Source organism: Micromonospora sp. NPDC003241, assembly GCF_053589795.1.
Map to the genome: position 1 here is coordinate 20,140 of NZ_JBSFSO010000038.1, position 23,962 is coordinate 44,101.

Genomic DNA, 23,962 nt, shown 5'->3' on the forward strand with positions numbered 1-23,962 from the left:
ACGGTGCGCTGCATGCCGCTCGATTACCTGATCATCGGAGCCGGACCGGCAGGACTCCAGCTCGCCGCCCTGCTGGAACGCGACGGTCGCGACTATCTGGTGTTGGAGGCCGGCCGGGCACCGGGCACCTTCTTCGCCACCTATCCCCGGCACCGGCAACTCATCTCGATCAACAAGATCTGGACCGGCTCCGAGGATCCGGAGTTCAACCTGCGCGCGGACTGGAACTCGCTGCTCACCGACGACCCGGCGCTGCTGTTCAAGAGCTACAGCCGGCGCTACTTCCCCGACGCGGACGACCTGCTGCGATACCTCACCGACTTCGCCCGCGGCCTACGGGTCAGATACGACACCCGGGTCACCCGGGTCGCGCGCGACGGTGAGCTGTTCACAGTCGCCACCGACGGGGACACCCTGACCGCCCACCGGGTCGTGGTCGCCACCGGCGTCTCCCAGCTCTACGTTCCACCGATCGAGGGCGTCGCACTCGCCGAACGGTACGACACCGTCAGCGTCGACCCCGACGACTTCGTCAACCAACGCGTGCTCATCATCGGCAAGGGCAACTCGGCCTTCGAAACCGCCGACGCGCTCGTCGAGACCGCCGCGGTCATCCACGTCGCCGGCCCCCACTCGATCAAACTGGCGTGGCAGTCCCACTATGTCGGGCACCTGCGCGCGGTGAACAACAACTTCCTCGACACCTACCAACTCAAGTCGCAGAACGCGGTCCTCGACGGCACCGTCGAACGGATCACCCGACGCGACGACGGCGGCTACCGCATCGACTTCCGCTACGCCCGCACCGTCGAGTCGACCCGGCACCTCGACTACGACCGGATCATCCTCTGCACCGGATTCCGGTTCGACGCGAGCATCTTCGACCCCTCCGCCCGACCGCGACTCGTGCACAACGACCGCTTCCCCGAACAGACCTCCGCCTACGAGTCGGTGAACGTCCCCGGCCTGCACTTCGCCGGCACCCTCACCCAACAACGCGACTTCAAACGCTCCACCAGCGGATTCATCCACGGCTTCCGGTACGGCGTCCGCGCCCTGCACCGGATCCTCACCGCCCGCCACCACGACACGCCCTGGCCGTCCACCCCGCTGGACAGCACCCCCGAGGCGATCGCCGACGCCGTCATCACCCGACTCAACCGGACCTCGGCGCTGTGGCAACAGTTCGCCGTGCTCGGTGACGTCGTCACCGTCTCCGGTGACACCGCGCGCTACCACGAAGAGGTACCGGTCGACTACCTGCACGACGGCGGTCTGGGGCCCGCACCGTTCGCCATCGTGGCCACCCTGGAGTACGGGCCGGACCACGACCAGGTCGACCCCTTCGACGTCACGGTCCCCCGGATCGCCGAGAACGACGCCGAACACGCCCACGACGCCAGCTATCTGCACCCGGTCATCCGGGTCCACCGCGGTGGCCGGCTCGTCGCGGTGCACCACCTCGCCGAGAACCTCGAGAACCACTGGGACCTTCCCGCCGTCCACCACCAGCCACTCGTGCTCTTCCTCAAGGGCGTCCTGTCCGATGCCGACTGAGATCTGGCCACAGCCCGTCCTGGACCTGCTCGCCACCGGCGGCGACCGGCCGGTCTTCTGCGACGGCGATCGGACGGTCACCGCCGCGCAGATGTCCGGACTGGTCCACCGGATCGCCGCCGGACTACGCGCCGCCGGAGCCGGCCCCGGCGTCGGAGTGGCCCTGCGACTCGGGGTCACCGCCGAGGCCTTCGCGGCGGTCATCGCGGCCTTCGCCGTCGGCGCCCGGGTCTCCGGAATCCGCCCCGACCTGCCTGCGGCACAGCTCGCCCACCAACTCCACGACAACCCGCTGCTCGTCACCGACACCCACGTCGCCGACCTGGCGGCCACACCCGACCCCGGGACCCGGCTGGTCGCCGCCGGACGCCTGCGCGACATCGCCCGGATCACCTGGACCAGCGGCAGCACCGGCACCCCGAAGGGCTGTGCACAGACGTACGCGGCGATGAGCGCGGCCTGGGTCCCGTACCCGGACCGCTGGCCCCCAGCGATCACCGACCTCGCCCCCCGCCTCCAGCGCTACCTCGTCTTCGGCTCGCTGAGCAGCCAGGTGATGCTGGAGTACGCCATCCTCGCCCTGACCGCCGGTGGCACCCTGATCGCCGACCGGTCCCCCGGCTTCCCCGACATGATCAGCCGCAACCGGGCGACCGCGAGTGTGATCACCGTCGGCAAACTGCACCGGCTCGTCCAGGACCATCGCGCCGACCCGACCGACCTGAGCAGCCTGCGGGCGCTGCTGGTCTCCGGTTCCCCCCTCGCACCGGGCCGGCTCGCCGAAGCACTCGACGTCCTCGGCCCGGTGATCTTCCACGGCTACGGCCAGACCGAGACCGGCATGATCACCATGGTGACACCGGCCGAGATGCTGGCCTCCCCCACCGCGCTCGCCTCGGTCGGCCGACCACCTCCGGTGACCGACCTGTCCATCCGCGACGCCGACGGCCGCCCCTCCACCGAAGGGGAACTCTTCGTGCGCACACCGGCGCAGGCCGACGCCTACTGGAACGACCCGGTCGAGACCGCCGACGTCTTCGTCGACGGCTGGGTCCGCACCCGTGACCTGGCCCGCCTGGACAGCGACGGCTACCTGCACCTGCTCGGCCGCATCCGGGACGTCATCATCGTGCACGCCACCCTCGTGTACGCCGGCCCGATCGAGCGAGTCCTCGCCGCCGACCCCACGGTCGCCGAGGCCTACGTCGTCGGCCGTCCCGACGACCTCACCGGGGAGGCGGTGCACGCCTACGTGGTGCCGGCCGACGGCCACACACCCGACGCGGCACGGCTGCGTGACCTGGTGGCGCAGACCCTCGGGGCACCCTGCGCCCCTCAGACGATCCAGACGATCGTGCGGGTGCCGGTGGGGCCGAGCGGCAAGCCGGACAAGCGAGCCCTGGCATACCGCGAGGCGGACCTGCTCGGGTAACGGCTGGTGGAGCGCGTTCTGGCAGGTGGTCGTGGCCGCGCCCAAGGACCGCGGTCAGCTCAAGAGACCGCACCGCCATGGTGATGACCGGCTCGGTGGAACGAAGTAGATGTGGAAGTCCCATCGCGGTCCCGGACGACGGCGTGGTCGTGAAATACCACGAGGAGGAATGCTGCATCGTTTCCGCAGTGCTACCTGTTGCCGGACAGGCCATGCCCCTTGTGGGGGTACGGCGCGCTCATCGCGTGGATCGCCCTCAGCGGTGATCAACGAGGTAGGCTGCGGACGTGGCTGTCCGGCGTCCCCCTTACCTGCTCCGGTTGAAGGTAGTCAACTACCGGAGCCTTCGCGATGTTGAGGTACACCTGAGGGCATTGAACGTCCTCGTCGGCCCGAACGGCGCGGGAAAGTCCAATTTCCTCGACGTCATCGCGTTTCTCGGCGACGCCACCCGTGATGACTTGGCACCAGCGCTCGACCGTCGCGCGGGGTTCGATCGGGTGGTGTTTCGGGCTGCGAAGGGATCACGGCAGGCGATCAGCATCGAGGTTGAGGCAGCGGTCACCAAGAACAGTTCCTTGAAGGCGACTGACACTTACACCCTGGAGTTCTCCTCGGATAAGTTGAGGCCAGGGCGCGGTGAGAAGGAGCGATACTACCTGCGGCGAGCGGAGAGCTTCGCATTCAAGCGGACCGCTGGTCCTGGGCGGCGCATCACGGTCAAGGGTGGCCTGATCACATTTCACAAGCCGGAAGGCGGGGAAGACACCGCGAGTCTGCGGGAAGGGTCCCTCGGCTTGTCCACCCTGCCGAAACTGAGCCCGGAGGAGGGCGGCGAGCAGGTAGAGGCATTGGCGAACCTGTTCGCCAGCTTCCGCGTGTTCGACGTTGACGTCGCTGCCGCGCGCCGTCCGTCGCCGGAACGCGCGAGTGAGCGTCTACACAACGATGCCAGCAATCTCGCCGCCTTCCTGTCATTCCTGGCCGAACGGCATACGGACCGGTTTGATGCGCTGCAACGCGACGCGCGGGCGTTCATTCCAGGGCTGGAGCGTCTGGAGTTCACCGCGATCGGTGGTGCCGGTGAGGGAACCGTCCTCACGCTGGTTGAGCGAGGCTTGTTGGGAGCCACCACGCTGCAGGAGGCCTCCTATGGATCCATCCGCGCCCTCGCGCTGCTCGCGCTGCTCTACGATCCGTCTCCCCCGCGGCTGACGTGCATCGAGGAGATCGACCACGGGCTGCACCCGCACATCCTTGACCGGCTCGTCGAGCTGTTGCGGGAAGCGTCCGGGCGGACGCAGTTCCTGATCGCCACTCACTCCCCCGCGCTGGTGAATCGGCTGACGCCGCACGAGCTCATCGTGTGCGAGCGGAACGACGATGCCGCGTCGAAGATCCCCGCGATCGACCCCGAGACCGTCAAGGCCATGGAGCAGGAGCTCAACGGCGAGCTTGGACTGGGTGAGCTGTGGTTCTCCGGCGCACTCGGGGGCTGCCCGGAATGACGGCGAAGCGGAGTGAGCATCGCTCGGTAGTGGTGATCCTCGGTGAAGACGACAATGACCGTAGGACGGTGCAGATCCTGGTGGCTGCGTTGCGTCCCGACATCCCTCGTGGCGCTCTGAAGCCGCTGCGCAAGCCGATGTCGCTGGTGCGCAACGTGCCGCTTCAACGGCTGCCGGGCAAAGCGACGAAGGCTGCGGCCCTGCTGCGCGCCGTCGACGTGAGCACACCCATCCGAGCGGTCCTCATGCACGAGGACGCCGATGAGGTGGAGCCGGCGCACGAAAAGCTGATCACAAAGATTGAGGACGGCCACCGCTCGCTGCGCTGGCCGGTCCTCGCGGTGGTGCCGGCCTGGGAGATGGAGACGTGGTGGTTCCTGTTCCCCGATGCGGTGCACGCCGTCCGACCTACCTGGCGCCGGCCGGATCAGTTCGCCGGGCGAGATGTCGGCAAGATCCGTCACGCCAAGGAAGAACTCAAGAAGGCGGTCACACCCCCGGGGGCGCGGCCATCGTTTCAGACCTACACGGAGGCTGACAGCACCGCGATCGCCGAGAAGATCGTGGCCCTCGGTCATCTGACGGCCCCTTGGTTCGCCCGGAGCGCCAGTTGGGAGACGTTCCTCGCGAAGGTCAAGCAGCTGTAGCGGTGTGCTGGACGCGCTGACTACCCGGCCTCCGGCAGCAACTGGGCACCGGTCAGCCGCGTTGCCTTCGCCTCTGGCGCACGGAACCTGCTAAGTGGCCGGACAACCGACCGTTCGGCGGCGTGGCGTGGCCGAGCAGCCGTTCCAGCACCTGGACGCGGAGGCAGTGCCATCACTGTGCTGCCGGTCCGTCGCCGCGTTCCCGCGCAAACCCTCGTCCGGGATCGTAGGAAAGCCGCCCCGGGGCATGGTCAACGCCGCCGCCAGTTGCGAGACTGCTTCAATCCGCGTCAACGCGGGCAATCGGGGCTCTCGACACATCGGCAACCATGCGTACCGACCGGGCGACACCACGTGCCCAACGGTGGGCCGGAGAGGGGTCCCGGGGCCGGCGCGACGTCGGCACGACCGGGACGGAGGAAGGAATGTCCAGTACGCCGCTGTCCCTGCCGCAGCCAGCCGCGCGGGCGCCCGAGTTCGGCCGGGACGCGCTCATCGTCTGCGAGAACCTGGTGCGGATCTATCAGACCGGTTCCATCGAGGTGCAGGCACTTCAGGGACTGGACCTGGCCGTGGACAGCGGGGAGATGGTCGCCGTCGTCGGTGCCTCCGGGTCGGGCAAGTCGACGCTGCTGTCCATCCTGGCCGGCATCGACGCCCCGACCGCCGGGCGGGTCCGGGTCGACCGGTGGAACCTGCTCAGCATGTCCCGCGCGGACCGGGTGCACTACCGGCGGCACACCGTCGGGTTCGTGCGGCAGCAGACGGCGAGCAACCTGATCCCGTACCTCACCGCGCGGGAGATGGTGGACCTGCCGATAACGGCGGCGCGTACCGCGAAGGCGCAGCGCCGGGACCGCGCGGCCGAGTTGCTGGACGGCCTCGGTGTCGCGGACTGCGCCGACCGGCGACCCGGGCAACTCTCCGGCGGGCAGCAGATGCGGGTCGCGATCGCGGTGGCGCTGGCCAACCAGCCGCGGGTGCTGCTCGCCGACGAGCCGACCGGCGAGTTGGACGCCGCCACGTCCGCGGGGGTCTTCGGCGTGCTGCGGGACGTCAACCGGCGCTACGGCGTCACCGTGGTCGTGGTGACCCACGACCCGCAGGTCAGCGGCCAGGTCGAACGGACCGTCGCGATCCGGGACGGGCGCACCAGCAGCGAGGTGCTGCGCCGCGCCACCACCGACGCGGTGGGCGACACGCACATGATCGCCGAGGAGTACGCCGTGATGGACCGCGCCGGGCGGGTGCAGGTGCCCCGTGACTTCCGTCAGGCGCTGGCGCTGACCCGACGGGTCCGGCTGGCCCTGGAACCCGACCACATCACGATCCGCCCCTCGGGAGACGACGAATGAGCGGTGAGCCGCTGCTGCGCGTACGCGACGTGCACCGGCGCTTCCGTAGCGGGCCGAGCGTCGTACACGCCCTGCGTGGCGTGTCGTTCGACGTGGCCGCCGGGTCCATGGTGGCGCTGGTCGGCCGGTCCGGGTCGGGCAAGACGACCCTGCTCAACACCATCGGCGGACTGGACCGCCCGGACGCCGGCACCGTGCACGTCGACGGCACCGACGTCACCGCGCTCGACGAGGACGGTCTGTCCCGGCTGCGGCGCGAGAAGGTGTCGTACATCTTCCAGAGCTTCGGGTTGATCCCGGTGCTGTCGGCCGCGGAGAACGTCGCCGCCCCGCTGCGGCTGGCCCGCGTCGCCCCGGCCGAGCGCGAGCGGCGGGTCGCGTTGCTGCTGGAGCTGGTCGGGCTGGGCGATCACGCCCGGCAGCGGCCGGCCGAGCTCTCCGGCGGCCAGCAGCAGCGGGTGGCGATCGCCCGCGCGCTGGCCGCCTCGCCCCGGCTCCTGATCGCCGACGAGCCCACCGGGCAACTGGACGCGGAGACGGGCCTGTCGGTGATGGCCCTGCTGCGCGGGGTGGTCGAGTCCGAAGGCGTCACCGCCCTGGTGTCCACCCACGATCCCGTGATGATGGCGTTGGCCGACCGGGTGATCCGGATCCACGACGGGCAGCTCCACGACGAGGCGGCCGGGCAGCCGGGCGAGCCCGGGCCGGACGCCGGGTGACGCGCCGATGCTGAGGCTGGTCAGCCGGCGTGCCCGCGCGCAGTGGCCGTTGCTGGCGGCCCTGATCGGGGTGGTCACGGTCGGCGCGACCCTGTTGGGCACCTGCACCCTGCTGAGCACCCGCACCACCGAGCGGGCGCTGGAGGTCGCCATGGCCCGCGCCGCCCCCGCCGACGTCGACGTGACCGTCTACACCGGCACCGTCGAGGGCCCGGACGCGCGGTCCGTCGCCGCCGACACCCGCACCGTGGTGACCGCCGCGCTCGCCCCGTTCCCGGTGACCACCACCGCGCGGGCGTCGACGGTGCTGCGGGCGCTGCCGCCCGGGTTCGCCCCGGGCACCACCGTGCCGGCCCAGGCGTACCTGTCGGGGCTCGACGACCTGCCGACCCGCGCCGAGTTGGTCACCGGGCGCTGGCCGCGCGAGCGTGGGGACGCGGTGGTGCTGGAGTCCACCGCGCAGTTGCTCGGCCTCACCCCCGGTCGCCGGGTGCATCTCGGCGCCGAGCTGGCCAACGACCCCGTCCCGGCCGTCGACGTGACCGTCGTCGGTGTGGTGCGCCCGGTGCCGGGGCGTGGCTGGGACCGCGATCCGCTGGCTGCGGCAGGCGCCGCGACCGGCTACCAGGACGGCCGGTTCCGCCAGCCGGTCAACGCCTACGGCCCCTTCCTCGTCGACCTCGGCGACCTGCTCACCACCGGTGCCACCGTCGACCGGATGGAGGTCACCGCCCATCCGGACCTGTCCCACGCCACCCGCCGTGACCTGGAGACCGTGGCCGGGGCCGTCCGCAGTGCCGACGGTCGGCTGGCCGGCACCCTCGGCGAGCGCGTCCGGCTCGCCCGGGTCGCCTCCGACCTGCCGCTGACCCTGCGCTCCGCCGACGCGCAACGGCACGCCACCGCCGCTCTCGTGCTCGCCATCGCCGTCCTCGGCGGTGTCCTGACCGCGACGGCACTCGTCCTCGCCGGCCGGCTGACCGCCGGCATCCGCGCCGACGAGACCGCCCTGCGGACCGCCCTCGGCACCAGCCGCCGTCAACTCGCCGCCACCGCGACACTCGACGCCGGGTTCGTCGCCGCCGTCGCCGCCGTGCTCGCGGTCCCGGCCTCGTCGGCCCTGCACGCCGGCCTGACCCACCTGCCTGCCCTGGACGCCGCCGGCCTGACCGCCCGGCCCGCCGTCACCGGCGCCCAGATTCTCGCTGTCGCCGGCGGTGCGCTGGCGCTCGCCGCCGTCCTGACCGTCCTGGCGATCCGGCCCGGCCCGGCACCCGGCGACCGACGCACCCGCCGTGAACTGCTGGCCCGGTCCGGTGCCGACCTGATGCTCGCGGCCCTCGCCGCGACCGCGTGGTGGCAGCTGTACGCGCAACCCACCACCGCCAGCCCCCGCGCCGACGTGGTCCGGGTGCTCGCACCGGCGCTGCTGCTCGCCACCGGTGCCACCCTGGCGCTGCGGGTGGTCCTGCCCGCCCTGCGCGGCGCCGACCGGCTGGCGTACCGCGCCCGTGGGCTGGCCGTGGTGCTGGCGGTCGCCGAGGCCGCCCGCCGCCCCCAGGCGGTCGCCGCCGGGCTCCTCGTCGGGCTGGCCTGCGCGGCGGCGACCTTCGGCCTCGCCTTCGACACCACGTGGCACCAGTCGCAGCGCGACCAGGCCGCGCTCTCCGTCGGCACCGACCTGGCACTGTCCCTCAGTGCGACGCCGTCGCCCGGAGACGGCGCGGCCGTCGTCGCGGCCACCTCGGGGGCGGTGAGTCCCGTCCTCGACCGGGGTACCGCCGTCGGTCAGTGGCTCGGCACCGCCGGCGACGCGCCGCGCCTGGTCGGCGTCGACACCACCCGCGCCGACACGCTGCTGCGCGGACGGCTCGACCACGACCGCACCTGGACCGACGTCGGCGCAGGACTTGCCCCGCCGGCCCGCGCCACCGGCCTCCCTGTCGCCGCCGGTGCCCCGCTGCTGCTGAGCGGCACCGCGACCGGCGACACTCCCCTCGCCGTGACACCGCACCTGCTGCTGCAGGACGCCGCCGGTCTACGTCTACCCTGCACCGGTCCCCCGGTGCCGCTCGACGGCCGGGCACACCGGCTGCCCGCGTGCGCGACCGCCGACGGACTGCACCTCGTCGCGGTGTCCCTGCCGGTCACGGCCGACCCCGACGCCGCAGTGGGCAACCGCATCGCCCTCGCCGTCACCCTCACCGTGCCGTCCACCGGATCGGCGCAGGGATCGGAGTGGACCGCCACGTCCGCGCCGCCGATCCCGACCAAGCTGCGCGACCCGAGCGTCGTGCTCGCCGCCACACCGACGCAGACCGCGCTGCGGCTGGCGGCGACCGTCGACCTCGGCGGCGCGGACGCCGCCCGCACCCTGGTTGCCACCGCCTTCCCCGACCCCGGTCCGGTGCCCGTCGCTGTCTCCGCCCGCTTCGCCGACGCGGTCGGTGGCATCGGCAGCCGGCTCAGCGTCACGGTCGGCACCACGCCGGTCCCGATCGTCGTCACCGAGGTCGTGCCGACCGTGCCGTCCGCCCCCGGCGCCGTCGCCGTCCTGGCCGACCTGGACATGCTGTCGCGCGCCCGTGCCGTCACCGGTGACCTGACGTTCCCGGTCGACGCCTGGTGGGTCGGTCACCCCGCCGGTCCCGATGTCGCCGAGCGTGCCGCCGCCCTGCACCTGGGCACCGTCACGACCCGCGAGGCGGAGACGACCCGTCTCACCGGCGGCCCGCTGCAGGCCGCGCTGCCCGCCGCGCTGCGGCTCCTCGTCGGAGCCTCGGCGCTGCTGCTGCTCGCCGGTGTCGTGCTGCACGTGACCTGCGATCTGCAGGTCCGCGCCGTGGAGGTGGCACGGTTGCGGGGCCTGGGGATGACCCGGCGCGGCATCCGGGTGGTGCTCCTGGGCCAGCACACCGTCATCCTGCTGCCCCTGCTCGCGGTGGGCGCGGCCGTCGGCGCGCTCGGCACCGGCCTCGTCGCTCCCCTGCTGGTCCGCTCCGACACCGGAGCCGCGCCGATCCCGGCCGTCCAGCCGCACTGGCCGTGGCCGGCCGAGGCCGCGCTGCTCGCCGTCCTGCTGGCCGGCTGCCTGCTGGCGGTCGCCGCGGTGGTCAGCGTCCAGGTCCGGCGGGCCGACGCCGCGCACCTGCGGGTGGCACCGTGACCCGGTGGCCGACCCTGCGGCGGCCGGCGCCGCACTGGCCCAGTGTCCGTGGCCGGGGCCGTACCGACGCCGGGGCGCTGCTGCTCACCGCTGCCGTCATCGCGGCCGTCGCGCTGCTCGCCGGGGCCGTTCCGGCGCTGGTACGTGCCGCCGCCGACGACGCCGTCCAGGACACTGTCCGCCGCGCTGGCACCGGCTCTACCGTCCTCGTCCACGCCGATTGGGAACGCGACGACGGGCCGACCGGCGGCCGGTTCCGGATATCCCGCCTCGCCGAGGACGTCGACGACTTCCGCGCCCGGGCGGCCTACGCGCTCGGGCCTGACCTGGACGCGGCGCTGTTGCCGCCCATCGCCGTGGTCAACGGCCCGGTCCTGGGCATCACCGGCGGCAACCTGCCGCGTACCTTCCAGCTCACCTACCTGGCCGATGACCGCGGCGGCCCGGACGTGACCTGGATCGCCGGCAGCGCGCCCGGCCCCACGGTCCCCGAACGGTCCATCGAGATCCCCTACGACGGACCGCCCTGGCCGGTGCAGGTCGGCCTCTCCGAGGTCGACGCCGCCGCGCTCCGCCTCGGCCCCGGCGATCGGATCCCGGCCCAGGACGGCCAGGGCAACGACAAGGACGTCCGGATCAGCGGGATCTACCGACCCACCGACAGCGCCGACCCCGCCTGGCGACTCGCCCCGGCGCTGCTGCGTCCCCTGCCCGGTGCCGATGGCGTGGGCACCACCCGGTTCGCCGGACTGCTGTCGCGCGAGTCGCTGCCGGACGCCCGACTCGCCTTCGACCAGGACCAGCTGCGGCGCACCGTCCACTTCGCACCCGAACCCGACGCGCTGACCTGGGGTGCCACCGCGACGCTCGCCCGCCAGGTGGTCAAGCTCAAGGCGGCCTCCGGCTCGTCAGCCGTACGCGACGACTCCCTGAAGTGGGAGTCGCAGCTCGACAGCGTCCTGCGCGACACGCGTACCCAGATCAGCGCCGCTTCCGTCCAGGCCGCCGTCCTGCTCGCCGGCGTCCTGACCGCCACGGTACTGGTCCTGCTGCTCGCCGCCGACCTGCTGGTCCGCCGCCGTGCCCCGGCGTTGGCCGCTGCCCGGCAGCGCGGTGCGGCGCTCCCCGACCTCGGCGGGGAACTGATCATGGAGTCCGCCGTGGTGTCCGTGTCGGCCGCCGCCGTCGGGCTCGCACTCGCCCGGGCGGCGGTACCGGGTGTGTCCTGGACCTGGGCCATTCCTGTGGTCCTGGCCGGTGTCGTCGCCGGGCCGGTGTTCGGGATCCTCGCCGCTGCCCGCGCCAGTCGCGACCGGCGCCAACCCGCCAATCCGGCCGCGCGGCGTTGGATCCTGGCCACCGGCAGGCTTCGCCGCGCCGCCGTGGAGGCCGCCGTGGTGATCGCCGCACTCGCCGCCGTCGTGACACTGCACCAGCGCGGGCTCCTGCCCGTCGCCGCCGACGGCGAGGCCGGTGAGCTGACCGGCGACCTGGTCCTCCCGATCAGCGCCGTCGCGCTGGGTGCGCTCGCCGGCGCACTGGTCGTGCTGCGGCTGATGCCCGTCGGAGCGCGGTTCGGGCTACGACAGGCCCTGCGGTCACACCGCCCGCTGGCCGTGTTCGCCGCCGCCCGGGCGGCCACCACCGCTGGTCGGGCGCTGCCGCTGCTGGTGCTGGTCAGCGCGACGGCGCTGGCGTCGTTCGCGCTTGTCGTCGGCGCCACCATCTCCCGGGGGCTGACCGACGGCGCGTGGAGCACCGTCGGTGCCGACGCCCGTCTCGACGTCGGCACCGACGCCGCGGCCGCGACGCCCGCACTCGCCGAACGCATCACGGCCGCACCCGGGGTCGAGCAGGTCGTCGTCGCGCAGGTGACCGACTCGGCACGCGTCTTCACCGAATCGACTCCACTCACTCCACGCCTGGTCATCGTGGACGCCGCCGCGTTCCAGCGTCTGCTGGCCTCCACCCCGCTGCCCGACGCGCCCGCGCTGGCCCGGCTCACGACATCCGGGGCCGACCCCACGGGCGTCCCCGCGCTGGTCCGATCGGGCACCGGTGACCTGCCCACCGGAACCCGGCTGCAGTTGTCACGCGACGATGCTCCGACGATCCATCTCACCGCGGTCGGTACCGCTCCCCCCGTCGGCGGTGCCGGCGACGTCGTCATCGTCGACGCCGCAGCGCTGGCCGAGGCGGGACTGTCCGCCGTTCCCAACACCGTCTGGGTGACCGGCCCCGGTGCGGCGCAGGCCGTGTCGAACAGCGGCGTCGCCGCCGACGTCGTCCTGCGCACGGACGTGCAGCGTGCGCAGCGAGAGGCGCCGCTGACCGCAGGGACACTACGGCTGGCGTGGACGGCTGCGGTTGTGCTGCTGGCGCTGGGGCTGCTCGGCCTCACGCTCGCCGCCGCCGCGGGTGCCTCGGAACGGTGGCAGACCCTGAGTCGGCTGCGGACCCTCGGCCTGCGGCCACGCGACGCCCGCTGGGTCGCCGCCGGAGAGGTGCTGCCGCCGGTCGTGGTCGCCGCGGTGTGCGGCCCGCTACTCGGGGCCATGCTCGCGCACCTGACGCTCGGCCCGCTCGAACTGCGGATGCTCACCGGTCAAGCCGCCGACCCGACGACGGTCCTGCCGTGGTGGCTGCTCGGCCTGGTAGGTGTGGCGCTGGTGGCGGCGGCCGCCGCAGTCGTACCTGTCGAGGCGGCGCTGCGGCGACGCGACCGGCTGAGCGAGGTGCTCCGCGCCGGCGAGTGAGCGGCTACTGCCTCGTCATACCAGGCGCGGACCTCGGGCGCTCGCGAGCGGAGAGGTTCTTGCGATCAGATGCGGCGCTGCTGCGGTCAGGGCAGCAGGAGGACGTGCAGGGTACGGGGGCCGTGTACGCCCTCGACCCGGTTGAGTTCGATGTCGCTGGTGGCCGACGGTCCGCTGATCCAGGTGAGTGGGCGGTGCGGGGTGAGGCGGGCGAGCGCCTCGGGGACCCCGGCGACCACCTGGGCGGCGCGGACCACGCAGATGTGCAGGTCCGGTAGGAGGCTCAGAACGCGGCGGCCCTGGTCGGGTGCGCCGTCGAGGACGACGGTGCCGGTCTCGGCGACCGCGACGGCGGCGGCGGTGACGACACCGTCCGCAGCGGCGATCCGCGCGTTGTCCAGCCCGTCGTCGGGCAGTACGGTCACCGTCGCGGGCAGCCAGGCCGGCGGCAGTCCCGGTGGGACGACGAGCGTCGCGGACAGCGGCAGGATGTCGGCGATCACGTCGGCGACCTGCGCCTCCGGCACGCGGCGCACCCGGGCCCGGTAGTCGGTCAGCCGCTCCACCAGCAGGTCCAGGTCGACCGTGCCCGTCCGCCGGTAGTCGCGCGGCACCTCGACGTCGGCTCCGCGCTCGCCGAGGGCGGCGCGCAGCCGGCCGAGGACCGTCTCCCGGCCGCTCACCGCTTCGACCACCATTCGCGGAAGGTCTCCGCAGGCGGTTCGGGCAGATCGCGACTGGCGGTCCAGCCGTCCAGCGGCGGTGGTAGGCCCCGACCGCGCCGGCCGAGCAGTCGACTCGACCGGGCGGCGCGCTGCGCGGCCGCGTACAGGGCGGGATGGTCCATGGCGTACGCGGCGGCGGCCATCGCCGTCGCCTCGGCGCGCGGGTGGGGTGCCTGGTCGCGGAGGTGCACCAGCAGGTCCGGAATGTTGATCTTCACGGGGCAGGCGTCGTAGCAGGCGCCGCAGAGCGACGAGGCGTACGGCAGGGAGGCGTTGTCGGCGATCCCGGTCAGTTGCGGGGAGAGCACCGCCCCGATCGGGCCCGGGTACACCGAGCCGTAGGCGTGCCCACCGGTGCGCTCGTACACCGGGCAGACGTTCAGGCAGGCCGAGCAACGGATGCAGTGCAGTGCCTGCCGGCCCACCTCGTCGGCGAGCACGGCGCTGCGTCCGTTGTCGAGCAGCACCAGGTGGAACGCCTGCGGACCGTCGCCCGGGGTCACGCCCGTCCACATCGAGGTGTAGGGGTTCATCCGCTCCCCGGTCGAGGCCCGGGGCAGCAGTTGCAGGAACACCTCCAGGTCGCGCCAGGTCGGCACCACCTTCTCCACACCCATCACGGTGATCAGCGTGTCCGGCAGGGTCAGACACATCCGCCCGTTGCCCTCGGACTCGACCACGGCGAGGGTGCCGGTCTCCGCGACGGCGAAGTTCGCCCCGGACACCGCCACCGGTGTGGAGAGGAACGTCTGCCGCAGGTAGCGCCGGGCCGCCGCCGCCAGGACCGTCGGTTCGTCGGTCAGGGCCGGGTCCACCCCCGGCATCGCCCGCAGGAAGATCTCCCGGATCTCGGCCCGGTTGCGGTGGATGGCTGGTACCAGGATGTGGCTGGGTCGGTCGTCGCCGAGCTGCACGATCAGCTCGGCCAGGTCGGTCTCCACCGGCATGATCCCGGCGGAGACCAGGGCCTCGTTGAGGCCGATCTCCTGGGTCGCCATCGACTTGACCTTGATCACCCGGTCGCTGCCGGTGGCCGCGACCAGCTCGGTGACGATCCGGTTGGCCTCGGCCGCGTCGGCGGCCCAGTGCACCACTCCCCCGGCGGCCGTGACCCGCGACTCCAACTGCTCCAACAGCTCCGGCAGGCGGGCCAGCACGTCGGCCTTGATCGCCGAACCGGCCGACCGCAGGTGCTCCCAGTCCGGCACCTCGGCGATCACCGCACCGGACTTCGCGCGGATCGTCGCCGTGGCGTGCCCGAGGTTGCGGCGCAGCTGCGGATCGGCCAGGGCCCGCCGCGCGGCGGCCGGGAAGGTCTCGTCGCCGCGCAGGTGTCCGACGCCCGCCGGAGCGGTGGCCGGCATACCGAGGAAGGTCCGGGTCACGACCGCACCACCGCATCACTCCGCTCGTCGACGGCGCCGTCCCGCTCGGTCGACGCCAGGATCTCCGCCAGGTGCACCGTGCGCACCCCGGTCCGCAGCCGGGACAGCCCACCACCGATGTGCATCAGGCACGACGCGTCCCCCGCCGTGCAGACGTCCGCACCGGTGGACAGCACGTGCCGCATCTTGTCCGCCAGCATCGCCGTCGAGGTGTCCGCGTTCTTCACCGCGAACGTGCCGCCGAATCCGCAGCACTGCTCCGCCGCCGGCAACTCGACCAGGTCCAGACCCCGCACCTCGCGCAACAGCCGCAGCGGCCGGTCCCCCACCCGCAGCACCCGCAACGAGTGACACGTCGGGTGGTAGGTAACCCGATGCGGATAGAAGGCACCGACATCGGTCACCCCGAGCACGTCCACCAACAGCTCCGACAGCTCGAACGTGCGCCCGGCCACCGACTCGGCCCGGGAGGCCAACCGCTCGTCACCGGCCCGCCGGGCCACCACCGCGTGCTGGTGCCGCACCGATCCGACACACGACCCCGACGGCGCCACGATCACGTCGTACGGATCGAAGACCCGCGCGTACCGGCGCACCAACGGCAACGCCTGCCGCTGGTAGCCGGTGTTGACGTGCATCTGCCCGCAACACGTCTGCCCCTCGGGAAAGACGACCTCGTGTCCCAGGCGCTCCAGCAGCCGCACCGTCGCCTTCGCCGCCTCGGGGAACATCGTGTCGGCCAGGCAGGTCACGAACACCGCGATCCGCACGTCACACCTCCGCCCGCCCTGCGATCGTCCGTGCCGCCACAGTGCCACCCTCGGGCTGATAGCGCACGATCGGTTGAGTCTGCCGCACCAATCGCCGCAGTGCCGCCAGGTCACCACCGACCGTACCGACGGAATCCGGGTTCGCGCGCGGCGACGGTGAGCAGGTCGGGCAGGTCGGGGTCACCCCAACTGCGGAGGCATTCCTGCAACGGCCACAGCCCTATGACGTTGCGCAGGTAGCAGATGGTGCCGTCGACCCCACCCTCGTTGGTGAAGTTGGCCCGGCGGCTGGCCTCGGTGAGCACGGGTCGGTCCAGCTCGACGCCGACCAGCGACCAGGTGCCGCAGGAGATGTAGGCGAAGTGTTCGCCGTCGGCGGGCACCGCGACCACGGCCGAGGCGGTGTCGTGGGAACCGAACGGTGACCGCCCCACCGGTGGCATGGAGGCGGTGGCCCGGCGCGCTGCGGACCTGGTCAGCGTTCGGTGAGCAGGTGGTGCAGGAACCGTCCCGGATCGGCCAGGAACGCCCGGGTCAGGGCGACCGGCTCGGCCTGGTCGTAGTCGACCGGTGCGATGGTGCCGTCGGCGTCGATGTGCAGGATCGTCGCGTCGGGGCAGGCGAGCAGGATCGGTGAGTGGGTGGCGACGAGGAACTGACAGCCGTCGGCGACCAGATCGGCGATCCGCAGCAGCAGCGCCAGGCAGCCGTGTACGGACAGGGCCGCCTCCGGCTCGTCGAGCAGGTACAGGCCCTGCGCACCGAACCGGTGGTTGACCAGGTCCAGGAACGACTCGCCGTGCGAGCGGTGGTGTGGGGAGACGCCGCCGTAGGCACCCAGCAGAGGTGGGGAGTGCGGGTCGGCGTCGAGACGTTCGATCTCGGTGGCGACGTTGTAGTACGACTCGGCGCGCAGGAAGAACCCGGTGCGGGGTTTGCGGCCGGCGACGCGTCGCAGCACCAGATGCTCACCGAGCGGGGACTCGCTGGCGCGGGTGGCGAACCGGAAGGACGTACTACCGCCCTCCGGATTGAACCCGGCCGCGACCGCGACCGCCTCGACCAGGGTCGACTTGCCGGTGCCGTTGTCACCGGTCAGCAGCGTCACCGGCGTGGTGAACTCGACGCCCGGATCGGCAAGCGCGCCCACGGCCGCCATGGTGTACGGCCACCGGCCACGATCCGCCGACGCGAACACGCCGGACGGCACGTAGGCGCCCCGCACGAACACCGCCGTTCCCCCTCCTGCCGGGCCAGCCGTCACACCGGCCCACACGCCCGGCGGGAGCCGGTTGCCGGCTTGGCGGCGAGATCAGGCCGTCGCCACGCTACCCGGCACCTCGTGCTGATGCCGCCGGCATCACCGGCTGCCTCTGCCGGTGTCCGTCGCTGTCGTGCCCGGCTGTTCAGTCGCTGACTCTGCTGCGGGACTGATACACCAGGTCCTGGTACTCGGGGTGCCGGGCGATCCACCCGGCGAAGAACGGGCAGGTGGGCAGCACCAGCAGACCTGCGGCGCGGGCCTCGTCGAGGCCGGCGCGGGCCAGGGCCGCCCCCACTCCCCTGCCCTCGTACTCCCGCGAGACCTCGGTGTGTACGAACGCGATGAGTTCCGTGGTGCGGATGTACTGCGCGATCCCCGCAACCGTGGACTCCCTCTCGATCCGAGCCTCGTACCGGCTGGCTTCCGGGACATCCTTCACATTCACGACCATGCGCCCTCCATCAGATCTCATCTCCGACACGGACCGACCGACGCGGCGATCCGGCCAACGGTCTCTTCCGACGTGCCCGGCGGGCATCTGCGACTCCCGGAGTCCAGTATTCGGTGCTCCCCGGCCACGAACAGTGCCACCACGTCACCAGCGATCGTGACACCGCGCCACTGACGGCTCGGACGCGGCCGAGCTGTCATGGGCGACGCGCTCGTCGTGGTCACGGATCGAGTGTGCGGCAGCGTGGCCGAAGCGGATCGGTCGGTCAATCGGTCGTCTCACGATGGGGCAGACCGGGCTATAGCCTTGAAAACGGCGGTGCCATCACGGCCAGGCGCGACACTCTGGGGTGGGACATGGAACTGTTCGGACGGCGCGCCGAGACCGCAGCGCTGGACCGGCTCCTGGATCGGGCGACGGATCGCGCGGGTGCCGGGCTCGTGCTGTGGGGCGAGCCGGGCATCGGCAAGACCGCCCTGCTCGACTACGCCGTCGGGGCGGCCTCCGACGCGACGGTGTTGCGGTGCCGGGGCACGCGGATGGAGGCAGGGCTCGCGTTCGCGGCGCTGCACGAGTTGCTGTGGCCGGTGTTGGATCGGCTGGAGACGCTCGCCGCCCCGCAGGCTGCGGCGTTGCGGGGTGCGTTGGGAATCAGTCGGGACCCGGCCAACCGCTTCCTCATCGGCGCGGCCGTGCTGTCGCTGCTCTCCGGTCTCGCGCGGGAGCGACCGGTGCTGATCGTGGTGGACGACGCTCAGTGGGTCGATGAGGCGAGTGCGCATTGCCTGGGGTTCGTCGCTCGTCGAGTGGCGACGGAGCCGGTAGCGGTGCTGCTGACCGTACACGAGGATCCCGCCTCGGGGCCGTGGGAGGGGTTGCCGGCCTTGGAGGTCGCCGGTCTGGCCGACGAGGACGCGCGCCAACTCGTGACCGCCGTCGTGCCGGGGGCCGACGCGACGCTTGTCGATCGGACGGTGCAGGCGGCGGGGGGCAACCCGTTGGCGCTGCACGAGCTGCCCGCCCTCGATCACGAGACCGACGGCGAGGCGCCGCTCTCGCTGTCCGGGAACCCGGTGCCGGTGGGGCCACGGTTGCGACGGGCGTTCTGCGCACGGTTCGAGGCCCTGAAACCGTCGACCCGGGCGTTACTGCTGCTGGCCGCCGCCGAGGGCCGGGGCGACCGGCACGTCGTGCACCGCGCGGGGGCCGGTTGGGGCGTCGACACCGCTACCTGGGACGCGGCCCTGCGGTCGGGTCTGCTCCGCGCCTCGGGCGCCCGCCTGGAGTTCCGGCACCCACTGATCCCGGCAGCCGTCTACGACGGTTCCCCCTTCGCGGAACGGCAGGCGGTGCATCGGGCGCTGGCGGAGGCCCTCCCAGCTGACGCCACCATGGAGCGGGCCTGGCACCTGGCGGCCGCTGCGGACGGGCCGGACGAGGATGTCGCCGCGCTGCTGCAACACGCCGCCGAGGAGTGTCTGCTACGCAGTGCGGGTTCGATGGCGGCGCGGACGCTGTGTCGGGCCGCCGAGCTGTCGCCGGAGCCGGCGGACGCCGCTCGCCGGCTGGCTGTGGCCGCCCGCGCCGCGTGGCACGCCGGCCAGGCCGACACGGCACGGCAGGTGCTCGAAGACGCTGAACGCCTGGGCGGTGTGCATCCCATCGTCCGGCTCAGCGGCGGGCTGCGCGGGATCCTCGAGTTCGCGTACGGCATGCCCGAGCGTGCCCACCATTACCTGGCATCCGACATGGCCGTGGTTGCCGAGACCCGACGCGCGGTGGAGCTGGGCACGGTCGCGGTCCGCGCCGCCTGGTCGGCGGGCCGCTCCGACCTGCAACAGGAGGCGCTGCACCGGCTGCGGGCCGTGGACACCGACGGTGACTCGGCGGTGTCGGGGCTGATGCCCGTACTGCGGAACTGGTGGTCCTGCTACGACCTGACCGGCGAGTTCCCCCCGCCGACCCCGGACCTGGCCAGCGACGCCGTCGGTCGGCTCGGTACGGTCGCGTGGGAGCTACTCCCGCCCGTGCCGTTGGCCCAGGCCTGGGGCGTCGAGGCTCGACTGCTCGACGTGTTGCGCGTGCAGGCCGCACAGCTGCGGCGTCGGCACGAGCTCACGGCGTTGGCGCTGGTGCTGGCGCAGATCGCGGTCCTCGACACCGCTGCGGGTCGGTGGGACGCCGCCGCGGTGTCGGCGACCGAGGGCCTGCGGCTGGCCGAGGAGGTCGGGGCGGATCACCTCGCCACGCAGAGCCGCAGCTGCCTCGGCGTACTGGCTGCCGCCCGCGGCGACTACCGCGCCGTCGACGAGCACACCAGCGATATCCTGCGGGTCTCGGTTCCGCGCGGGGTCCGGGCACTCAGCGCATCGGCGTACTGGCTTCGGGGACGGGCGGCGCTGTTCGAGGGTCGTCCGCAGGAGGCGCTGACCGACCTGTTGTGCCTCGTCGAGTCCGGCCACGAGGCATCCCATGCCACCTTCGCGCTGCTCGCGGCCCCGGACACCGTCGAAGCGGCGGTGCAGGTCGGCAGCAGCGACGTCGCCGAGTCCCAGGTCGCCATGGTGCAGGAGTGGGCGCAGCGAACGGGCGCGACCTGGGCCCGCACGGCCGGTCATCGTCTGCGGGCCCTCGTCCAGGATGGTGCGGCGGCCGAGGTCTCGTTCCGAGCCGCCCTGGACGTCGCGGGGGCGGGGGCGCAGCCGTTCGAGTACGCCCGCACCCGGCTGCTGTACGGGGAGTGGCTGCGGCGGGCACGCCGCCGGGCCGACGCCCGTACTCAGCTCGCCGCAGCAGCCGAGACCTTCGACCGCCTGGGCGCGGGCCCGCTGCGGGTGCGGGCGCTGCGCGAGCAGGCGCTGACCGACCGGCGCGGGGCCGATCCTTCGACCGCAGCCGGGCTGACCGCGCAGGAGTTGCGGGTGGCGCAGTTGGCTGCGGACCGTCTGACCAACCGGGAGATCGCGGCGCAGCTGTTGATCAGTCCCCGTACGGTCGGTCACCACCTGGCCAACGTCTATCCCAAGTTGGGCATCACCTCCCGGACCGAGCTGGCCAGGATCGACTTCGACGGGGACCTGCGGCTCAGCTAGCCCGACCGTGCGCCGTGGGCGATCGATTCCGGCACGAGTGGGGGTGTCACGGTGCGCCGGTGCGGTGCCAGCGCAGCGGGTCGTCCTCCAGCGCGGCGCGGTCCCAGTGCCCGAGGTCTGCGGCGGCCTCGTAGGTGGTGCGGAGGAACTCGGCGACCGCGCGGTCGGGGTCCGGTGCGGCGCGGGCGACCTCGTAGGGCAGCAGGAACTGCTGGAACTCGGTGCTGAAGTAGGCGCCGTCGGGGCCGACCGGCTGCTCGGCGAACCCGTCGGGCGCGGGATAGGCGTACGAGTAGAAGGCGCCTTCCACACCGCCGCCGGGCCAGAACCCGCAGCTGGACAGCTCGCGGGAGTAGCCCTCGACCATGACCCAGTCCCCGCAGTTGGGCACTCCCCCGGGGTGCGGCGGGGCCGAGCGGCCGGAGAAGCGGGTGCAGGCGAGATCCATCCCGCCCCAGAAGAAGTGCACCGGACTGACCTTGCCCACGAAGTGCGACCGGAACTCGCCGATCACCCGGTTCGCCTGCACCAGCTGTCGCCAGAACAGGGCCGCCGCCTCCCCCTCGTAGGAGGCGTGCTGGTGGTCCTCGGCGAACGGGATCGCCGGGTCGACCTCGTTGGGGCGCGGTCGGATCGGTGCCTCGATCCCGAGCTCGTCGAGCATGGCCATGACCCGCGAGTAGAACTCGGCGACCGGCATCGGCCGGAGCGGAAGGCTCCGCGTGCCGCCGTCGCTGCTGCGAACGTCGAGCCGGTGGCCGATGAAGTCGAACTCGATCTCGAAGGCTCCCGTCCCGTACGGGATGGCGGACGTCGTCAACCCGCGCGGGCTCACGTACAGCGTCACCTGCCACCAGTGATTCAGCAACGGCGCGTGCGCCATGCGGATCTTTCCCACGATCTGGGTCCACATGTGCAGGGTGTCGCGGGTGGCGGTCCAGTCCGAGACCCGCAGGCTCGGCCAGCTCGTCGTGTGCGGGCTTGTCATCGCTACTCACATCCTTGGCGCTGTCACGAGAGGTGACGGTCGTCGTGGTCGGGTCCTCGGTTCGGCCGGCCGCGCCCGTCGAGCGCACCCCGAGCGTAGGCGTGTCCGGTGGGTTCCACGTGGCGAACGCTGCGGCCTGCTCCGGATACCCGGTCGAACCAGGTGCACGGTCGCACTAGCGCGGCAGGTCGAGCAGAACGACCGCGCCGATCTCCACGACCTGGCCCGGGAGCGCCAGTTCCACGACCCCGAAGGTCGTGCTCGTCGGGCGGTGGTCGCCGAAGTAGGCGCGGTGCGCGGCAGCGGCCGGGCCGAAGTTCTCCCGCAGGTCGGTGAGGATCACGGTGGTCTCGATGATCTGACGGCGAGTCGCGCCGAAGTGCTCCAGCACGCGGTCGAGGTGGGCGAACGTCACCTCGCACTGCGTGTGGATGTCGTTGGCGCCCACGATGCCCTGGTCGTCGTGCGAGAGCTGGCCGGAGACGTAGACCGTGTCGCCGACCCGGAGCGCCTGGCGGTAGCCGTAGGCGGCCTCCCACGGGACGCCGTGGTCGAAGGTGTCACTGATCGTGGCCATCGTCGATCCCCATCCTGTTCGTGGTGTGACGGACGCGAGAGCCCGGTCTGTCCCGGTGGCCGGCCGTCGCGTCAGCGGTACTCGGGGTTGGCGGCGTCCGGATGAACTCCTGCGTCCCAGGCGGTGCGCTGGTTGCCGTAGGCCGGGAAGCCGCCGGCACGACGGATCATCGACGCGAGGTGCAGCAGGTTGTAGGTCATGAACGCGGTGTTGCGGTTGGTGAAGTCGTTCTCCGGCCCGCCGGATCCCTCGTCGAGGTAGGACGGCCCGGGGCCGACCTCACCGAGCCAACCCGCATCGGCCTGTGGCGGGACAGTGAAGCCGATGTGCTGCAAGCTGTAGAGGATGCTCATCGCACAGTGCTTCAGGCCGTCCTCGTTGCCGGTGAGCAGGCAGCCACCGACCCGCCCGTAGTAGGCGTACTGGCCCTGGTCGTTGAGGACGCCCGAGTAGCCGTAGAGCCGCTCGATCACCCGGCGGGTCACCGAACTGTTGTCGCCGAGCCAGATCGGTCCCGCGATGACCAGGATGTCGGCTGCCAGCACCCGGGTCAGCAACGCGGGCCACTCGTCGGTGTCCCACCCGTGCTCGGTCATGTCGGGTCGCACGCCGGTGGCGATGTCGTGGTCGACGGCGCGAATCTGGTCCACGCCGACCCCGTTCGCTTCCATGATCGCCACGCTGCGGTCGACCACTCCCTGGGTGTGGCTACGGCCGGGGGAACGGTTGAGGGTGCAGTTGATGTACATCGCGCGCAGCCCGGTGAAGTCGGGCTTCTCGATCGCCGTCGCGGTCATGGGGTCCTTCCTGGTCATCGGTCGTACCGGCGGACCGTCGCTCGGGTAGGCCCACGTCACGAGTGTCGGACGCTGCGGCCCGCGCCGGATCGGCCGGTCAATCGGTCGGTCCTGCTCGCGACTCGCCTCATGCGCGCCGACGGACCGGAGTTCCCGGAGTTGGGCGCGGTCCGGCGTTAGACTCGCCGGCCATGGGACTGCTCGTCTTCAGCCTCAACCTCACCCTGGACGGTTGCGTCGACCATCGGGAGGGGATCGCCGACGATGAGACGCACGCCTTCTTCACCCGTCTCATGGACGATGCCGGAGCCATGCTGTGGGGTCGCGTCACCTACGAGATGATGGAGAGCGCCTGGCCGGCCGTCGCCCGCGGCGACGAACAGGCGCCGTCGGCCCTGCGTGAGTGGGCGGTCAAGCTGGAGGCCAAACCCAAGTACGTGGTGTCGTCGACTCGCAACGACTTCCCGTGGGCCAACAGCCACCACATCGACGGCGATCTGCGTGAGGGCGTGCAGAGGCTCAAGGACACGACCCCGGCCGGGGTCCTGCTCGGGAGCGGAAAGCTCGCGACCGAACTCGACCGGCTGGACCTGATCGACGAGTACAAGCTGCTCATCCATCCCAGGATCGCCGGTCACGGCCCGACGCTGTACGAGGGCGGGCTGCCCGGCCCCCGCCGGCTCGAGTTGCTCTCGGCGCAGCCGCTCCGCAGCGGCGTGGTGGCCATGCACTACCGCCGCGCGCACTGAGTCACACGGAGTCCATCGCCGCCA

At 72.2% G+C, this 23,962-nt stretch carries 19 protein-coding genes; 10 read left to right on the forward strand and 9 right to left on the reverse strand.

The features are described 5' to 3' along the window. Positions 1-12 precede the first annotated feature (12 nt). The 8 genes from ACWDVW_RS24735 to ACWDVW_RS24770 all read left to right on the forward strand — a co-directional run bounded on the left by ACWDVW_RS24735 (position 13) and on the right by ACWDVW_RS24770 (position 13,140). Positions 13-1,557 carry an NAD(P)-binding domain-containing protein gene (locus tag ACWDVW_RS24735; RefSeq protein WP_449953123.1) on the forward strand — a complete coding sequence of 515 codons (1,545 nt, stop codon included), beginning with the start codon at positions 13-15 and terminating at the stop codon, positions 1,555-1,557. Continuing rightward, positions 1,547-2,989 carry a class I adenylate-forming enzyme family protein gene (locus ACWDVW_RS24740; RefSeq protein WP_449953126.1) on the forward strand — a complete coding sequence of 481 codons (1,443 nt, stop codon included), beginning with the start codon at positions 1,547-1,549 and terminating at the stop codon, positions 2,987-2,989. The genes ACWDVW_RS24735 and ACWDVW_RS24740 overlap by 11 nt, the downstream gene beginning before the upstream one ends. 287 nt (positions 2,990-3,276) lie before the next feature. Further along, positions 3,277-4,497: an AAA family ATPase gene (locus ACWDVW_RS24745; RefSeq protein WP_449953128.1), complete on the forward strand. Its 1,221-nt coding sequence runs from the start codon at positions 3,277-3,279 to the stop codon at positions 4,495-4,497. A 68-nt stretch (positions 4,498-4,565) separates the two neighbouring features. Beyond that, on the forward strand, positions 4,566-5,144 hold the full coding sequence (locus ACWDVW_RS24750) for a hypothetical protein (protein WP_449953131.1): 579 nt from the start codon (positions 4,566-4,568) through the stop codon (positions 5,142-5,144). A 425-nt stretch (positions 5,145-5,569) separates the two neighbouring features. After that, complete coding sequence (locus tag ACWDVW_RS24755) at positions 5,570-6,499, forward strand: ABC transporter ATP-binding protein (protein WP_449953134.1); 930 nt, start codon at positions 5,570-5,572, stop codon at positions 6,497-6,499. Next, entirely contained in the window at positions 6,496-7,218 is a 723-nt protein-coding gene (locus ACWDVW_RS24760; RefSeq protein ID WP_449953138.1) for an ABC transporter ATP-binding protein, read from the forward strand. Before ACWDVW_RS24755 ends, ACWDVW_RS24760 begins: the two co-directional genes overlap by 4 nt. A 7-nt stretch (positions 7,219-7,225) precedes the next feature. Further along, positions 7,226-10,384, forward strand: a complete 3,159-nt coding sequence (locus ACWDVW_RS24765; RefSeq protein WP_449953141.1) for an FtsX-like permease family protein — start codon at positions 7,226-7,228, stop codon at positions 10,382-10,384. After that, on the forward strand, positions 10,381-13,140 hold the full coding sequence (locus ACWDVW_RS24770) for an FtsX-like permease family protein (RefSeq protein WP_449953144.1): 2,760 nt from the start codon (positions 10,381-10,383) through the stop codon (positions 13,138-13,140). Before ACWDVW_RS24765 ends, ACWDVW_RS24770 begins: the two co-directional genes overlap by 4 nt. A gap of 86 nt (positions 13,141-13,226) precedes the next feature. On the opposite strand, the gene ACWDVW_RS24775 is transcribed toward ACWDVW_RS24770, so the two are convergent. The 6 genes from ACWDVW_RS24775 to ACWDVW_RS24800 form a co-directional block, all read right to left on the reverse strand. After that, positions 13,227-13,838 (reverse strand): LutC/YkgG family protein, encoded by a 612-nt coding sequence (locus ACWDVW_RS24775; RefSeq protein WP_449953146.1) that lies wholly within the window; start codon positions 13,836-13,838, stop codon positions 13,227-13,229. After that, positions 13,820-15,229 carry a lactate utilization protein B gene (locus tag ACWDVW_RS24780; protein ID WP_449953225.1) on the reverse strand — a complete coding sequence of 470 codons (1,410 nt, stop codon included), beginning with the start codon at positions 15,227-15,229 and terminating at the stop codon, positions 13,820-13,822. Before ACWDVW_RS24780 ends, ACWDVW_RS24775 begins: the two co-directional genes overlap by 19 nt. Before the next feature lie 17 nt (positions 15,230-15,246). After that, positions 15,247-16,020, reverse strand: a complete 774-nt coding sequence (locus ACWDVW_RS24785; protein ID WP_449953149.1) for a (Fe-S)-binding protein — start codon at positions 16,018-16,020, stop codon at positions 15,247-15,249. 110 nt (positions 16,021-16,130) lie between these two features. Then, positions 16,131-16,454, reverse strand: a complete 324-nt coding sequence (locus ACWDVW_RS24790; protein WP_449953152.1) for an FGGY-family carbohydrate kinase — start codon at positions 16,452-16,454, stop codon at positions 16,131-16,133. Positions 16,455-16,495: 41 nt separating this feature from the next. Then, complete coding sequence (locus ACWDVW_RS24795) at positions 16,496-17,251, reverse strand: AAA family ATPase (RefSeq protein WP_449953155.1); 756 nt, start codon at positions 17,249-17,251, stop codon at positions 16,496-16,498. A gap of 175 nt (positions 17,252-17,426) precedes the next feature. Then, a complete protein-coding gene (locus ACWDVW_RS24800) occupies positions 17,427-17,735 on the reverse strand; it encodes a GNAT family N-acetyltransferase (RefSeq protein WP_449953158.1) in 309 nt (102 codons plus the stop codon). Between the two features lie 356 nt (positions 17,736-18,091). Here ACWDVW_RS24800 and ACWDVW_RS24805 point away from each other — a divergent pair, with 356 nt between their 5' ends. Continuing rightward, positions 18,092-20,827, forward strand: a complete 2,736-nt coding sequence (locus ACWDVW_RS24805) for a helix-turn-helix transcriptional regulator (RefSeq protein WP_449953161.1) — start codon at positions 18,092-18,094, stop codon at positions 20,825-20,827. A 46-nt stretch (positions 20,828-20,873) separates the two neighbouring features. On the opposite strand, the gene ACWDVW_RS24810 is transcribed toward ACWDVW_RS24805, so the two are convergent. The 3 genes from ACWDVW_RS24810 to ACWDVW_RS24820 all read right to left on the reverse strand — a co-directional run bounded on the left by ACWDVW_RS24810 (position 20,874) and on the right by ACWDVW_RS24820 (position 23,189). Further along, positions 20,874-21,815, reverse strand: a complete 942-nt coding sequence (locus ACWDVW_RS24810; RefSeq protein WP_449953164.1) for a DUF5996 family protein — start codon at positions 21,813-21,815, stop codon at positions 20,874-20,876. Between the two features lie 175 nt (positions 21,816-21,990). Beyond that, entirely contained in the window at positions 21,991-22,392 is a 402-nt protein-coding gene (locus ACWDVW_RS24815; RefSeq protein ID WP_449953167.1) for a Rid family hydrolase, read from the reverse strand. A 71-nt stretch (positions 22,393-22,463) separates the two neighbouring features. Further along, entirely contained in the window at positions 22,464-23,189 is a 726-nt protein-coding gene (locus ACWDVW_RS24820; RefSeq protein WP_449953170.1) for a flavodoxin family protein, read from the reverse strand. 191 nt (positions 23,190-23,380) lie between these two features. Here ACWDVW_RS24820 and ACWDVW_RS24825 point away from each other — a divergent pair, with 191 nt between their 5' ends. Then, entirely contained in the window at positions 23,381-23,938 is a 558-nt protein-coding gene (locus tag ACWDVW_RS24825) for a dihydrofolate reductase family protein (RefSeq protein WP_449953173.1), read from the forward strand. Positions 23,939-23,962: the final 24 nt, after the last annotated feature.

What these genes read in the sequence shown, in the direction of transcription:
- ACWDVW_RS24735 (WP_449953123.1), top strand. Translation starts at nt 13, where the DNA reads ATGCCGCTCGATTACCTGATCATCGGAGCCGGACCGGCAGGACTCCAG.
- ACWDVW_RS24740 (WP_449953126.1), top strand. Translation starts at nt 1,547, where the DNA reads ATGCCGACTGAGATCTGGCCACAGCCCGTCCTGGACCTGCTCGCCACC.
- ACWDVW_RS24755 (WP_449953134.1), top strand. Translation starts at nt 5,570, where the DNA reads ATGTCCAGTACGCCGCTGTCCCTGCCGCAGCCAGCCGCGCGGGCGCCC.
- ACWDVW_RS24760 (WP_449953138.1), top strand. Translation starts at nt 6,496, where the DNA reads ATGAGCGGTGAGCCGCTGCTGCGCGTACGCGACGTGCACCGGCGCTTC.
- ACWDVW_RS24765 (WP_449953141.1), top strand. Translation starts at nt 7,226, where the DNA reads ATGCTGAGGCTGGTCAGCCGGCGTGCCCGCGCGCAGTGGCCGTTGCTG.
- ACWDVW_RS24775 (WP_449953146.1), bottom strand. Translation starts at nt 13,838, where the DNA reads ATGGTGGTCGAAGCGGTGAGCGGCCGGGAGACGGTCCTCGGCCGGCTG.
- ACWDVW_RS24780 (WP_449953225.1), bottom strand. Translation starts at nt 15,229, where the DNA reads ATGCCGGCCACCGCTCCGGCGGGCGTCGGACACCTGCGCGGCGACGAG.
- ACWDVW_RS24800 (WP_449953158.1), bottom strand. Translation starts at nt 17,735, where the DNA reads ATGGTCGTGAATGTGAAGGATGTCCCGGAAGCCAGCCGGTACGAGGCT.
- ACWDVW_RS24805 (WP_449953161.1), top strand. Translation starts at nt 18,092, where the DNA reads ATGGAACTGTTCGGACGGCGCGCCGAGACCGCAGCGCTGGACCGGCTC.
- ACWDVW_RS24810 (WP_449953164.1), bottom strand. Translation starts at nt 21,815, where the DNA reads ATGACAAGCCCGCACACGACGAGCTGGCCGAGCCTGCGGGTCTCGGAC.
- ACWDVW_RS24815 (WP_449953167.1), bottom strand. Translation starts at nt 22,392, where the DNA reads ATGGCCACGATCAGTGACACCTTCGACCACGGCGTCCCGTGGGAGGCC.
- ACWDVW_RS24820 (WP_449953170.1), bottom strand. Translation starts at nt 23,189, where the DNA reads ATGACCGCGACGGCGATCGAGAAGCCCGACTTCACCGGGCTGCGCGCG.
- ACWDVW_RS24825 (WP_449953173.1), top strand. Translation starts at nt 23,381, where the DNA reads ATGGGACTGCTCGTCTTCAGCCTCAACCTCACCCTGGACGGTTGCGTC.